This window comes from Rathayibacter sp. AY2B5, from assembly GCF_002931645.1.
GTDB lineage: Bacteria > Actinomycetota > Actinomycetes > Actinomycetales > Microbacteriaceae > Rathayibacter.
The window spans coordinates 197,526-211,093 of the sequence record NZ_PSUE01000004.1; the positions used below are offsets into that span (position 1 = coordinate 197,526).

A 13,568-nucleotide genomic window follows, 5' to 3' on the forward strand; every position below is an offset into this window, starting at 1 on the left:
GTCGAGCCGAACGGGGGATCCGCGTGTCAGCGGATCGTCCTAGGCGGTCGGGACCCGCTCTCCGGGACCCGACCGCCTAGGGGAGCCGACCGCGGTGCGCCGCTCCGCGGCGCACAGGACGACTCAGTGCGTCGCGTCGACGTCCGCGCCCGCGGCCTCGGCCACGCGGCGGCGCTCGGCGGCCTCGGCGGCCATGCGGCGGCCCTTGGGGCTGACGAGGGAGGCGATCACCGTGATCACGAGGACGCCGATGATGACCGAGAGCGACAGTCCGGTGCCGATCTCGAAGACCTCCACGTGCTCGCCGTTGTTGATGAACGGCAGGTTGTTCTCGTGGAGCGCGTGCAGGATCAGCTTCACGCCGATGAAGGCGAGGATCGCGGCGAGGCCGATGCTGAGGTAGACGAGGCGGTCGAGCAGGCCGTCGATGAGGAAGTACAGCTGGCGCAGGCCCAGCAGCGAGAACGCGGTCGCCGTGAAGACGAGGTACACGTCGCTGGTGAGGCCGAAGATCGCCGGCACGCTGTCGAGGGCGAACAGGATGTCGGTTCCGCCGATCGCCGCCATGACGAGGATCATCGGCGTGAGGACCTTCTTGCCGTCGATGTGCGTGTAGAACTTGTCGCCGTCGTACTGGTCGCTCGTCTTGAAGATCCGCTTGGCCAGGCGCACCATCACGTTGTCGCTGGAGTGGTCGTCGCCCGGCTTGACCAGGTTGAACGCGGTCAGCAGCAGGATCAGGCCGAAGATGTAGAAGACCCAGGCGAACGAGTTGATCAGTGCGGCGCCGAGGAAGATGAAGCCGGTGCGGGCGATCAGCGCGAAGACGATGCCGAAGAGGAGCACCTTCTGCTGGTCGGCGCGGGGCACCTTGAAGCTCGCCATGATGATGAGGAAGACGAACAGGTTGTCGACCGAGAGGGCCTTCTCGGTGATGTACCCCGCGAAGTACTCCGATCCGGGCGTCGCTCCGCCGAAGACGAGGACGCCGAGCCCGAAGAGCACGGCGATGCCGACGTAGAGCGCCGACCAGATCGACGACTCCTTCAGCGTGGGCTCGTGGGCCTTCCGGACGTGGAAGAAGAAGTCGAAGAGCAGGAGCAGGACGATGAAGACGATCGTCAGGGTCCAGATCAGGGGCGATACGGTCATGAAGGGGCTGGCCTCGCTCGTGAAGGGGGGGGTCGGGGGACGGTCGCGGGGGTCGCTCGTCAAGGGAAAAGGTAGCGAGGCACCGTGACGAGCAGGGTGCCCGCCGATGGATCGTGAGTATCTTCTCAGTTCTCCGCGGGTCCCTCGCGCCCAGCGGCCGGAGCGCCACACTGGTCACCATGACCGGCGCCGCTGTCGACAGGACCTTCCAGGACGCCTCCGGCGTCGTCATCCACTACCGCTGGTGGCCGCACCCCTCGCCCCGCGCGATCGTGCAGCTGGCCCACGGGGTCGGCGAGCACTCGGGGCGCTACGTCGAGCTGGCGGAGGCGCTGGTCGCCGCCGGGTACGCGGTCGCGGCGGACGACCACCGCGGGCACGGCCGGACCGGCCTCGAGCAGCACGGCGGCGACTCCTCCCGGCTCGGACTGCTGGGGCCGGGCGGCCTGCGCGCGACCGAGGCGGCGATCCTCCGGCTGACGGAGCTGCTCGCGGAGGAGAGCCCGGGAGTGCCGATCGTGCTGCTCGGCCACTCCTGGGGGTCGCTCATGGCGCAGCGGATCGTCGACCACCACTCCGGCGCCTACGCCGCGCTCGTGCTGAGCGGCACGGCCTACCGCCTCCCGGGGCACATGAACGCGGGCAACCTGGCGAAGCGGCACCGCGTCGCCGGCGGTCTCGGCCTCGAGTGGCTCTCCCGCGACCCGGAGGTCTGGCAGCGTTTCCACGACGACCCCCTCACCTTCACCACGCCGCTCGCGAAGCGGATCGGGCTGGTCGAGACCCTGCGGCTGGTCGGCCGCCCGAAGCGCGGGCCCGAGCATCCGCTGCCCCTGCTGCTGGTCGTGGGCGCCGACGACACCCTCGGCGGCGAGCGGTCGGTGCGCGCGCTCGCCCAGGCCTACCGGCGGCGGGCCGGGTACACGGACGTCTCGGTGCGGGTGTACCCGGAGGCGCGGCACGAGCTGTTCCAGGAGCTCAACCGGGCCGAGGTCACGGCCGATCTCGTGGAGTGGCTGGGCGAGCGCTTCCCCGCCCCGGCTCGCGCCTAGGCTGGCGTCATGCATGGCGAGTACAAGGTCCCCGGCGGAAAGCTCGTGGTCGTCGACCTCGACGTGGTCGACGGGAGGTTCGCCGGGTTCCGCCTGGCGGGCGACTTCTTCCTCGAGCCCGACACGGCCCTCGACGACATCGATCGCGCGGTCGTGGGCCTCCCGGCCGAGACGGACGCGAAGTCCATCGCCGCCGCCATCCGGCAGGCGCTCCCGGCCGACGCGGTCCTGCTCGGCTTCACGCCCGAGGCCGTCGCGGTCGCGATCCGCCGCTCGCTGCAGAAGGCGACCAGCTGGCGCGACTACGACTGGCGCATCGTGCACGACCGGGCCGTCCCTCCCGCGACCCACCTGGCGCTCGACGAGGTGCTGACCGCCGCGGTCGGCGAGGGCCGCCGGGAGCCGACGCTGCGGATCTGGGAGTGGGACCAGCCCGCCGTCGTCATCGGCAGCTTCCAGTCGCTCCGCAACGAGGTCGACCTCGACAACGCGGCGAAGTACGGCGTCGACGTGGTCCGCCGCATCTCGGGCGGCGGCGCGATGTTCATGGAGGCGGGCAGCGTCGTCACGTACTCGCTCTACGTCCCCGGCGACCTCGTCCAGGGGCTGACCTTCGCCGACTCCTACGCCTTCCTCGACGAGTGGGCCGTCAGCGCGCTGCAGTCGCTCGGGATCGACGCGGTCTACCAGCCGCTCAACGACATCACCTCGCCCTCGGGCAAGATCGGCGGCGCCGCGCAGAAGCGCCTGGGCTCCGGCGCCGTCCTCCATCACGTGACCATGAGCTACGACATCGACGCCGAGAAGATGGTGCAGGTGCTGCGGATCGGCCGCGAGAAGCTCTCGGACAAGGGCATCGCCTCCGCCGTGAAGCGCATCGACCCGCTGCGCAGCCAGACCGGGCTCAGCCGAGCCGAGATCATCGAGCGGATGAAGGCGACCTTCGTGCAGCTGCACGGCGGCGAGGCGGGGACGCTGACCGAGGAGGAGTACGCGGCGGCGGAGGAGCTGGTGCGGACGAAGTACTCGACTCCGGAGTGGCTGCGGCGCGTCCCCTGACCGGCGGGTCCGGGGCGGCGGTCGCCGGCGCGTGGACCCGGAGCGGAACGCGGCGGGCCGGTCCGGCGGGCGCCCCTCAGCTCGCGAGGAGCTCCTGGTAGTCCGGGTGCTCGGCGATGAACTCGGCGATGAACGGGCAGGCCGGGACGATGCGCCCGCCGAAGCGCTCGTGCGCGTCGTCGAGGGCCGCCTCGACGAGGGTCTCGCCGAGGCCCTCGTGGCGGTGCTCGGGCGCGATCTCGGTGTGGAGGAAGACCACGTCGCGGCCGCGGACGGCGTAGTCCGCGACTCCGACGGTCTCGCCGTCGAGCCAGAGCGTGTAGCGGGACGAGTCCTCGTCGTGGCGCACCTCGGAGATCATCGCGCCACTCTACGCCGGAGCCTCCCCGGCACCCGTCGAGCGCGGGCGCGAGGCGCGGAGCGTGTCGCCGGGCTCGCGCGCACTGGCACAATTGCCGGGTGCCCAGGACGATCCAGATCGCGGACGGCGTCCCGGAGTCGCGGAGCGCGGTGTTCCACGCCGACAACCTCGAGGTCCTGCCGCAGCTGGCCGACGGGGCCTTCACCGTCGTCTACCTCGACCCGCCGTTCAACACGGGCCGGGCGCAGGTGCGCACCTCGACCACATCGGTGCGCTCCACCACCGGCACGATCGCCGGCTTCAAGGGGCGCAGCTACGAGCGGATCCGCGGCGACCTGCTCCGCTACGACGACCGCTTCGACGACTACTGGTCGTTCCTCGAGCCGCGTCTGGCCGAGGCGTGGCGGCTGCTCGCCGACGACGGCACCCTCTACCTCCACCTCGACTACCGCGAGGCGCACTACGCGAAGGTGCTGCTCGACGCGCTCTTCGGCCGCGAGTGCTTCCTCAACGAGATCATCTGGGCCTACGACTACGGAGCGAAGGCCACGCGCCGCTGGCCGACCAAGCACGACACGATCCTCGTCTACGTGAAGGACCCGCGCGGCTACCATTTCGACTCCGCCGCTGTAGACCGCGAGCCGTACATGGCCCCGGGCCTGGTGACCCCCGAGAAGGCCGAGCGCGGCAAGCGGCCGACCGACGTGTGGTGGCACACGATCGTCTCGCCGACAGGCCGCGAGAAGACCGGGTACCCGACGCAGAAGCCGGAGGGGATCCTCCGCCGCATCGTGCAGGCGTCCAGCCGCGAGGGCGACGCCGTCCTCGACTTCTTCGCCGGCTCCGGCACGACCGGCGCCGTCGCGCACGCTCTCGGCCGCCGCTTCGTCCTCGTCGACGAGCACGCCGACGCGGTCGCCGTCATGCGCCGCCGCTTCGCCGCCCTCGACCCGGCGCCGCTCTTCCTCTGACGCGGGCCCTCTCGACTCCTCAGACGTCGCCGTCCTCGCTCGCCACCCCCGCGACTCCTGCGCACCAGCCGGCTCCCACTGTCCAGAAGGTGTCGCACTCGACATCGATCGCTCCGACTGTCCAGGAGTTGTCGCACTCGACGCCGACTGCGACAACTCCTGGACAGTCGTGGTGGGAGGCGCGCCTCCCCAGGTGCGGGATCAGGGGTTCGTCCACAGAATGCGGATCGCGGGAGTCGGACGAGGATCACGGACCGCCAGAATCGCGGCATGTCCAGCACCGACCTCGGAGCCTTCACCCGGCGAGCGGCACTCCGCGCCGGGATGACGGACGCCCGGCTGCGCACTCCCGCCCTGGCCAGCCCCTTCCACGGAGTGCGCACCCGGGTGGCGCCCGTCACGCACCTGGAACGAGCCGCCGCCTATCTGCCGCGGCTGCGGCCCTGGCAGCTCTTCTCCCACCTGACCGCGGCCGAAGCCTGGGGAGTGCCGCTCCCGGCGCGACCCGGCGAGGACGATCCGATCCACGTGGCGGCGACGATGCCGCACCGGCCCCCCAGGACCCGGGGTGTGATCGGCCACACCCTCACGGAGACGGACAGGGTCGAGCGGCACGGCCTGCCGGTGACAGGAGCGGTGTCGACGTGGATCGCGCTCGCGCCACTGCTGTCCGCCCGCGATCTCCTCGCGGCGACGGACCACCTCCTGTTCGAGCCGCGCTACCCGCGCCGGGACGATCCGCGTCCCCATGTCCGGCTTCACGAGCTGCAGGACCGCCTGGCCTCCCATCGGGGCCGGGGCCGACGCGGCCTGGCTGAGGCTCTGCGGCTGGCATCGACCGGAGCCGCCTCGCGGAGGGAGACCTGGCTCCGCGCTCTCGTCGAGGAGGCGGGACTGCCCGCGCCCGACGTGAACGCCGAGATCAGGATCGGCGGCCGACTGCTCGCGGTCGGCGATCTGGTCTTCGAACGGTGGAAGGTGGTGGCGGAGTACGACGGCGGCCAGCACCGGACGGACGACGCGCAGTTCTCACGCGATCGTGAACGGCTCCTGGCCCTGCACCTCGCGGGCTGGATCGTCGTGGTCGTCCGCGCGGAGGGTCTGACCCGGGGCAGGGCGCGCACGATCGCCGAGCTCCGTGCCGCTCTCGTGGCCCACGGCTGGCGACCGTGATGCACCTCGTCGACGGATCGACCCGCTCGTCCATCCCCGCCCCGCCGCCCGCGTCCGCCTCACCGTCCGGATCCGTTCGCCCGTCCGCATCCGATCGAGCACGTGGAGTTCTCCGACTGTCCAGGAGTCGTCGCACTCGGCGTCGACTGCGACGACTCCTGGACAGTCGCGGGCCGGGGTCAGCTGCTGGCGCGGATGACCAGCGACGTCGGCATCAGCGTGCGGTGCTCCACGGGGAGCCCCTCGATGCGGGCGGTCAGCAGCTCCACCATGCGGGCGCCGAGCTCGTCGGGGAGCTGGCGCACCGTGGTCAGCGCGGGGACGGCGTTCCGCGCGAAGAGATCGTCGTCGAAGCCCACGACGGACACGTCCTCGGGGATCCGGCGGCCGGCCTCGCGGAGGGCGGCGTAGGCGCCGACCGCCATCTGGTCGTTCGCGGCGAAGACGCCGTCCAGGTCGGGGTCGCGGGCGAGGAGGCGGCGCATCGCCTCGGTCCCGCTGGCCGGCGAGAAGTCTCCCCACTCGACGAGGTCGTCGGCGAGGCCGGCGTCGGTGAGTGCTCCGCGCCAGCCGATCAGGCGGTCGACGCCCGGCGGCATGTCGGCGGGGCCCGCGATGGTGGCGATCCGGCGCCGGCCGCGCTCGATCAGGTGCGCGGTGGCGACGGCCGCCCCTTCCGTGTTGTCCACGTCGACGAAGTAGGAGCCGCGCTCGTCGGGCGAGAGCGGTCGGCCGCCGAAGACGATCGGCAGCGTGCCCGAGAGCGCCGCGTAGGAGTGGTCGCCGGAGTGGTGCGATACCACGAGCGCGCCGTCGACGTTGCCGCCGAGCAGGTACCGCCGCGTCTTCTCGCCGTCCGTCTCGGACGCGATCAGCATCGAGAGCGTGTAGTCCGTGTCGGCCAGGCGCATCGCGGCGCCCTGCACGATCGAGGCGAAGAACGGGTCCGCGAAGACGCGCGCGGTCGACTCCGGCACGATCAGCGCGATCGACTGCGTGCGCCGCGAGGCGAGCATCCGCGCCGCGTGATTGGGCACGTAGTCGAGCTCGCCGATCGCCTTCTCGACGGCGGCCACGATCTCGGCCGCCACCTGCGGGGCTCCGTTGACCACCCGCGAGACCGTCGCGCGCGAGACTCCGGCCCGCGCCGCGACCATCTCGAGGGTGGGGGAGCGGCCCCCGCCGCGGACGCCCGTCGGCTCGCTCACGGGTCAGTCCAGGATTGCCGCGGCGCTGCCGCCGAGCAGTCGGGAGTAGACCAGGCCCGAGTCCTTCACGATCCGCTCCTGCGTGTCGTAGTCGACGCGCACGATGCCGAAGCGCTTCTCGTAGCCCCAGGCCCACTCGTAGTTGTCGAGGAGGGACCAGACGAAGTAGCCGCGGACGTCGGCGCCCTGGTCGATCGCGTCGGCGACCTTCTCGACGTGGTCGAGCACGTACTGCGTGCGGTCCGCGTCGTGCACGCGGCCGTCCTCGACGACGTCGTCGTAGGCGGCGCCGTTCTCGGTCACGTAGAGCGGAGGGAGGTTCTCGTACTCCAGGCCCAGGCGGGTCAGCAGGTAGCGCAGCCCGTCGGGGTTCACCTCCCAGTCCATCGCGGTGCGCGGCAGACCGCGCGACGGGAAGGTGATGAACTCGGAGCCGACCCAGGGGGAGCCGACCTCGCGGTCGGTCGCCTGGGCGAAGTCGTCGGCTCCGGCCGGCAGCGGATGCGCCGAGACGTTGTCGTCGTGGTAGTGGTTCACGCCGAGGAAGTCGAGCGGGAGCGAGATGAGATCGAGGTCGCCGTCGACGATCAGCTCGTCGAGCCCGAGCCCTTCGACGTCCTCGAGCAGGTCCTCGGGGTACTCGCCGCGCAGCAGCGGGTCGAGGAAGATCCGGTTCTGGAGCGCGTCGAAGCGGCGTGCGGCGTCGAGGTCGGCCTCGTCCTCGGGGTCGTCGGGGACGGCGTTCGAGAGGTTGAGCGTGATGCCCAGGTTCTGCGCTCCGAGCTGCCGGAGCGTCGAGACGGCCAGCCCGTGGGCGAGGTGCGTGTGGTGCACGGCGGCGAGGGCCTTCTGCTGCGAGATCACGCCGGGGGCGTGCACGCCCGCGCCGTAGGAGAGCAGGGTCGAGCAGAACGGCTCGTTGAACGTCGTCCAGTGCTGCACCCGGTCGCCGAGGCTCTCGTAGACGGCCTCGGCGTAGTCCCGGAAGCGCTCGGCGGTGTCGCGGTTCGCCCAGCCGCCGGTCTCCTCGACGGCCTGCGGGAGGTCCCAGTGGTAGAGGGTGAGCCACGGCAGCACGCCGGCGCCGAGCAGCTCGTCGACCAGGCGGGAGTAGAAGTCGAGGCCCTCGGGGTTCACGGCGCGGTCGCCCGGCTTCACGCGCGCCCAGCTGACCGAGAAGCGGTAGGAGCCGAGCCCCAGCTCCTTCATCAGCCGCACGTCCGCGGGCATCCGGTGGTAGTGGTCCACCGCGACCTCGGGGGTGTCGCCCTTCGCGACCGCTCCGGGGACGCGGGAGAACGCGTCCCAGATGCTGTCCTCCTTGCCGCCCTCGTGGCCGGCGCCCTCGATCTGGGCGGCGGCGGTCGCGGATCCCCAGAGGAAGCCGGCGGGCCAGTCGCGGACGGCGAGCCGGTCGGCGCGGGCGATCTGCTCCGAGAGGCTCGGGGTCGCGGGGGAGGGGGTGGGGGCGGCGCTCATTGCGGACTCCTTCGGCAGCGGTCCGACCATCCTAGAGCCCCGGTGGAGCGCTCTCTCGCCCCGGAACGCGGGACATTGCGCCCCGGACGACCGCGAGGCGCCGCCTCCCCGGCCGGACACCGCGGTGAGGGCGGTGTCCGGGCGGCGGAGGCGGCGCCTCGGAGGAGAGGAGCGGAGCGCAGGACGCGGGCCGGTCGGCGCTTCCCGATCAGGCCCGGTGGGCGCCGTGCCCGTCGCGGGGAGGAGCGGTGCGGATCGAGTCCGTCCGGACGTCCGGCTCGATGCTGCCCGCGGCCAGGTCGGCCCCGGCGCGCGCGGCCAGCTGCGGGTCCGTGCGGCGCAGCTCCTCCGCGCTGTCCTCGGCCGCGAGGTCGTGCGCCTCCTGCATGGCCGACTTCGCCCGCAGCGGCGGGGTCTTGAGGAACCACGAGAGCACGAAGGCCAGCAGGACCACGCCCAGCGCGACCTGGAACACGGTCACGGTCGCGTCGTTGAACCCGGTCAGGAACGGGGCCGACAGGGCGCGGTCCGCGGTGTTCAGGAACGACGTGTCCCCGTCGAGCGCGGAGCCGATCGCGGCGGTGTCCTGCGACTGCAGCAGCTTCAGGATCCCGGCGTTGGCCGGGTCCGCGGCGACGGCGGGGTCGGTGACGGCCCGCTGCAGATCCGCCGCGAGCGCCGGGTTCTTGAAGGCTGCGGCGATGGTGTCGGGGATGCGGCTGAAGAGCACCGAGAAGATCACGGCGGTGCCCAGGGTGCCGCCGATCTGGCGGAAGAACGTGGAGGCGCTGGTCGCGACTCCCATGTTCGCCACGTCGACCGAGTTCTGCGAGGCCAGGGTGAGGGTCTGCATCATCTGCCCGAGCCCGAGGCCCAGCATCAGCATCCCGCCCATCATGAAGATCACCGGCTTGTCGATCGTCACGAAGGTGAAGTAGAAGAACGCGGCCGACATCAGGAAGGTGCCGACGATCGGGAAGGCGCGGTAGCGGCCCGTGCGCGAGATGATCTGACCCGAGACGATCGAGGCGATCATCAGGCCGAGGATCATCGGCAGCATCAGGAAGCCGGACTCGGTCGGCGTGGCGCCGTTCACCAGCTGCAGGTACAGCGGGATCGCCATCATGCCGCCGAACATGCCGAAGCCGACGAGGACGCCCAGCACGGTCGCCATCGAGAAGGTCGGCGAGCGGAAGAGCTTGAGGGGGATGAGCGCGTCGTCGCCCATCATCCGCTCGGCCGCGATGAAGCCGATGACGCCCAGTGCGCCGACGATGTAGCAGACCCACGCGATCGGCGAGCCCCAGCCCCACTCGCGGCCCTGCTCGGCGATCAGCAGCAGCGGTCCCGCGGCGATGACGACGAGGGAGGCGCCCCACCAGTCGATCCGCACCGAGCGCTTGCCGGCGGGCTTGGGCAGGTGGAGGAACCGCACGACGATGAAGAGCGCGACGGCGCCGATCGGGAGGTTGATCAGGAAGACCCAGCGCCAGCCGGTGATGAAGAGGATCTCGGGGGTGCCGGCGAGCAGGCCGCCGATGAGCGGTCCGACGACGCTGGAGATCCCGAAGACGGCCAGGAAGTAGCCCTGGTACTTGGCGCGCTCGCGCGGGGGCAGGATGTCGCCCATCACCGTGAGCGCGAGCGACATGAGTCCGCCGGCGCCGAGGCCCTGCACGGCGCGGAAGCCCGCGAGGCCGAGCATCGAGGTCGAGAAGCCGGCGAGCGTCGAGCCGATCAGGAACAGCACGATCGCGATCAGGTAGAGCGGGCGGCGTCCGAAGATGTCGGAGAGCTTGCCGTAGATCGGCGTCGCGATCGTCGAGACGATCAGGTAGGCGGTGGTCACCCACGCCTGCTGCGAGAGGCCGTCGAGGTCGTCCGCGATGGTGCGCATCGAGGTGCCGACGATGGTCTGGTCGAGCGAGGAGAGGAACATCCCCGCCATCAGCCCGAAGATGACGAACAGGATCTGCCGGTGCGACATCACGGCGCCGGACGGCGTCGAGGTCGGAGCGGATGGAGCGGAGGCGGAGTCGGCCACGGTGGTCCCCTTGTCTGGCGGACGCGTCCAGGCACGGCGATCCGCCGCAAACGTTGCGTGCTGCGCAAAGTTACACCGCGTGCGGAGAGCGCGACAGAGCGTCCGGCGAGCCTGAACGGGATCTCAGGGCCGCCGTGCCGGGGCCGTGCATCAGGCCGGAGCGGGGACCGCCTCGTCCGCCCAGCCGGCCTCACGGAGCGCTGCCCGGGCTTCGGCTCGGGCCGAGTACGGCGTGCGCACGCCGAGGATGTCGCGGTAGTTCTGGTGCCCGGGACCGGCCCAGAGGATGGCGTCGCCCTCGTGCGCCAGGGAGACGGCGACGCGGATGGCGCGCTTGGGGTCGTCGACCTCGTGGATCTCGGCGTCCGGACGTGCGGCGCGGGCGGCGTCGACGAGGGTGCGCCGGATCGAGGCCGGGTCCTCGAAGCGCGGGTGGTGGTCGGTCACGACCAGCACGTCGCTGCCCACGACGGCGGCTTCGGCCATCGCCGGGCGCTTGAGCGCGTCCCGGTCGCCGTCGGCTCCGAACACCATGATCACTCGGCCGGGCGTGACCTCGCGGACGGCCTCCAGGGTGCGGGCGAAGGCGTCGGCACTGTGGCCGAAGTCGACGTACACCGTGGGGCCGCGCTCGCCCGAGACGCGCTCGGTGCGGCCGGGGAGGGAGGCGTCCACTCCGCCGTCGCGGTGCAGCGCGGCGCGGATCTCGCCGATCGGCCGACCGGACTCGATCAGCATCACGATCGCCAGCCCGGCGTTGGCGGCCATGTGGGTGCCGATGATCGGGACGGAGGTCGTGATGGCACGGCCCTCGCGGTTGCCGATCCGGAAGCGGGTGCGGCCGAACTCCTGCTCGAGCACCGTCACGGTCCAGTCGGCGTCGACGCCCGGGAGGGAGGTGATCGTGGTGACCGGCACGCCGGCGACCTCGACGAGGCGCGCGCCCGCGGGGGAGTCGAGCGAGACGACGGCCCGGCGCGCGCGATCGGGCTGGAACAGCTGGGCCTTCTCGCCGAAGTAGGTGTCCATGTCGCCGTAGTCGTCGAGGTGGTCGTGGCTGAGGTTCGTGAAGCCCGCGACGTCGAAGACCACGCCGTCGACGCGGTGGCGGGTGAGCGCCTGGGCGCTGACCTCGATCGCGGCCGCGCCGACGCCCTCCTCCTCCATGCGGGCGACGAGCGCGTGCAGCTCCGTCGCCTCCGGGGTGGTCAGGCCGCTGGTCACCGAGGTGTCGCCGATGTGACGCTCAGCGGTCGAGCTGAGGCCGGGCACGACGCCGAGCTGGCGGAGGATCCCCTCGAGCATGTGGACGGTCGACGTCTTGCCGTTGGTGCCGGTCACGCCGAGCAGCACGGGGGAGCGCTCGGCCGTCCCGTAGACGGCGGCGGCGACGGCGCCCAGGCGGGAGCGGGGGTCGTCGACCACGAGGACGGGCAGACCCGTCGCGCGCGCGGCATCGGCGCCCGCGGTGTCGGTCAGCACGGCGGAGGCGCCGCGGGCCACGGCCTGCTCGACGAACTCGGCCCCGTGGCGGTTGACCCCGGGCAGGGCGACGAAGAGGTCGCCGGGCTCGACGTCGGAGGCGATCAGCGTCACTCCGCTGATCTCGGCCGTCAGGCCGCCCTCGTCGCCGATCTCGAGCGTCCGAGCGAGGGCGGCGAGAGGGACGGAGGGTGCGGTGAGGGGTCGGAGCATGGGGTCCTTCCATCGACGGCTCCGTGGGGGGCCGTGCGGCCGAGGGGGCGGTCGCACACGGAGTCGTGGCTGTCACTCAAGCTAGGGGGTCTGCTTATGTGAATCCTTAGAGGATATGCGCGACCCGCGTGGAGGGGCACGGGTGGACAGAACCGATCGCCGGTGCTTCAGCAGATGCGCAGGAACGGGTCTGTCTAGGCTCGGAGGATGACGTCGAACGAGAACGAGCCGACCGATGGGCGCCCCGTCCGCCGCCGAGCCCTGGTCATCGGGGGTGTGGCCGCCGCGGCGGGCCTGACCGCGCTGGGGGTCGGAGCCGCCATCGGGAACGGAGCGCCGGCGCCCTCGCCGACCCCCTCGACGGCGCCGCCCGCTCCGTCGCCCTCCGCCGCCGCGACCACTTCGGCGCCCACAGCGGAGCCGACCGCCACTCCGACTCCCACACCCACTCCCACCGCCTCCGGGATCGACCTCACCGCGCAGTCCGTCGACGACCCGGCGAGCACCTGGGTCGTCGTCAACAAGCTGCGGACGCTCGCGCCGGTCGACTACGTCCCCGCCGACCTGACCTTCCCCGACGTGCCCTACGTCAACCGGCAGCCGATGCGCCAGGCGACCGCGGACGCCCTCGTCCCGCTCTTCGCCGCCGCCCGCTCCGAGGCCGGCCTCTCGCTGGCGGTGCAGAGCGCCTACCGCTCCTACGACACCCAGGTCAGCGTCTACGCGGGCTGGGTGTCCTCGCGCGGGCAGGCGGGAGCGGATGCGACGAGTGCGCGCCCGGGGCACAGCGAGCACCAGACCGGCTGGGCGGTCGACGTGGTGGGAGCGTCGGGCGCGTGCGCGCTCGAGATCTGCTGGGGCGACACTCCGGAGGGGCAGTGGGTCGGCGCCAACGCCCATCGCTTCGGCTTCCTCGTGCGCTACAAGCCCGACGCCACTCCGATCACGGGGTACGAGTCGGAGCCGTACCACCTGCGGTACGTCGGGACCCAGCTCTCCGGGTACCTGCACGACTCCGGCATCGAGACGCTCGAGCGCGCCTTCGGCCTTCCGGATGCGCCCGATTACGCACCGGGGACCACTTCCTAGGCAGTCTAGCGATCACAGACGGACACGATCGGGCGTGACACGCGCCGCTCGTTACCGTACTGTTATTCAGAGCGCTTTCGGAGGCCCGTCTGACGGATCTCCCACCCCCGCCTGGTGACATAGCGGCTTCCCCTGCTCCCGAGCCCGGTCCCCCGCCGAGCCGCCGACCCGTGAGACCTCTCTGTGCCCCCTCGCTCCACCCGCTCCACCCTACCCGCGCGAAGACACCCATCCCGCCCAGACGCTGACCTAGGTGTCGTAGGAGCGGTAGGCGCTCTGCACCGC

Annotated in this window: 11 protein-coding genes; 5 read left to right on the forward strand and 6 right to left on the reverse strand. The window is 71.8% G+C overall.

Annotated features, from left to right (window positions below; translation table 11 throughout):
- Positions 1 to 123 precede the first annotated feature (123 nt).
- The gene (locus C5C30_RS04790; RefSeq protein WP_104223866.1) at positions 124 to 1,152 is read right to left on the reverse strand and encodes a TerC family protein; all 1,029 of its coding nucleotides are present in this window, start codon (positions 1,150 to 1,152) and stop codon (positions 124 to 126) included.
- 179 nt (positions 1,153 to 1,331) lie between these two features.
- On the opposite strand from C5C30_RS04790, the gene C5C30_RS04795 reads away from it, so the two are divergent.
- Both C5C30_RS04795 and C5C30_RS04800 read left to right on the forward strand, forming a co-directional pair.
- Positions 1,332 to 2,204 carry an alpha/beta fold hydrolase gene (locus C5C30_RS04795; RefSeq protein ID WP_104333269.1) on the forward strand — a complete coding sequence of 291 codons (873 nt, stop codon included), beginning with the start codon at positions 1,332 to 1,334 and terminating at the stop codon, positions 2,202 to 2,204.
- Positions 2,205 to 2,213: 9 nt separating this feature from the next.
- The gene (locus tag C5C30_RS04800; RefSeq protein WP_104333270.1) at positions 2,214 to 3,263 is read left to right on the forward strand and encodes a biotin/lipoate A/B protein ligase family protein; all 1,050 of its coding nucleotides are present in this window, start codon (positions 2,214 to 2,216) and stop codon (positions 3,261 to 3,263) included.
- A 76-nt stretch (positions 3,264 to 3,339) separates the two neighbouring features.
- On the opposite strand, the gene C5C30_RS04805 is transcribed toward C5C30_RS04800, so the two are convergent.
- Positions 3,340 to 3,624: a GNAT family N-acetyltransferase gene (locus tag C5C30_RS04805; RefSeq protein ID WP_104333271.1), complete on the reverse strand. Its 285-nt coding sequence runs from the start codon at positions 3,622 to 3,624 to the stop codon at positions 3,340 to 3,342.
- Between the two features lie 98 nt (positions 3,625 to 3,722).
- On the opposite strand from C5C30_RS04805, the gene C5C30_RS04810 reads away from it, so the two are divergent.
- Positions 3,723 to 4,595, forward strand: coding sequence for a site-specific DNA-methyltransferase (locus C5C30_RS04810; RefSeq protein WP_104225160.1), 873 nt, complete (start codon positions 3,723 to 3,725; stop codon positions 4,593 to 4,595).
- A 270-nt stretch (positions 4,596 to 4,865) separates the two neighbouring features.
- The gene (locus C5C30_RS04815) at positions 4,866 to 5,768 is read left to right on the forward strand and encodes a hypothetical protein (RefSeq protein ID WP_104226212.1); all 903 of its coding nucleotides are present in this window, start codon (positions 4,866 to 4,868) and stop codon (positions 5,766 to 5,768) included.
- A 179-nt stretch (positions 5,769 to 5,947) separates the two neighbouring features.
- Here C5C30_RS04815 and C5C30_RS04820 read toward each other — a convergent pair whose 3' ends face one another.
- From C5C30_RS04820 to C5C30_RS04835, 4 genes are all read right to left on the reverse strand, one after another.
- A complete protein-coding gene (locus tag C5C30_RS04820; protein ID WP_104233173.1) occupies positions 5,948 to 6,925 on the reverse strand; it encodes a LacI family DNA-binding transcriptional regulator in 978 nt (325 codons plus the stop codon).
- A gap of 54 nt (positions 6,926 to 6,979) precedes the next feature.
- Positions 6,980 to 8,455, reverse strand: coding sequence for a GH1 family beta-glucosidase (locus C5C30_RS04825; protein ID WP_104327321.1), 1,476 nt, complete (start codon positions 8,453 to 8,455; stop codon positions 6,980 to 6,982).
- Between the two features lie 208 nt (positions 8,456 to 8,663).
- A complete protein-coding gene (locus tag C5C30_RS04830; protein WP_104246965.1) occupies positions 8,664 to 10,442 on the reverse strand; it encodes an MDR family MFS transporter in 1,779 nt (592 codons plus the stop codon).
- A 207-nt stretch (positions 10,443 to 10,649) separates the two neighbouring features.
- Positions 10,650 to 12,194 carry a Mur ligase family protein gene (locus tag C5C30_RS04835; protein ID WP_104333272.1) on the reverse strand — a complete coding sequence of 515 codons (1,545 nt, stop codon included), beginning with the start codon at positions 12,192 to 12,194 and terminating at the stop codon, positions 10,650 to 10,652.
- A gap of 207 nt (positions 12,195 to 12,401) precedes the next feature.
- Here C5C30_RS04835 and C5C30_RS04840 point away from each other — a divergent pair, with 207 nt between their 5' ends.
- A complete protein-coding gene (locus C5C30_RS04840; RefSeq protein ID WP_104226215.1) occupies positions 12,402 to 13,283 on the forward strand; it encodes a D-alanyl-D-alanine carboxypeptidase family protein in 882 nt (293 codons plus the stop codon).
- The last annotated feature ends 285 nt before the right edge of the window (positions 13,284 to 13,568 follow it).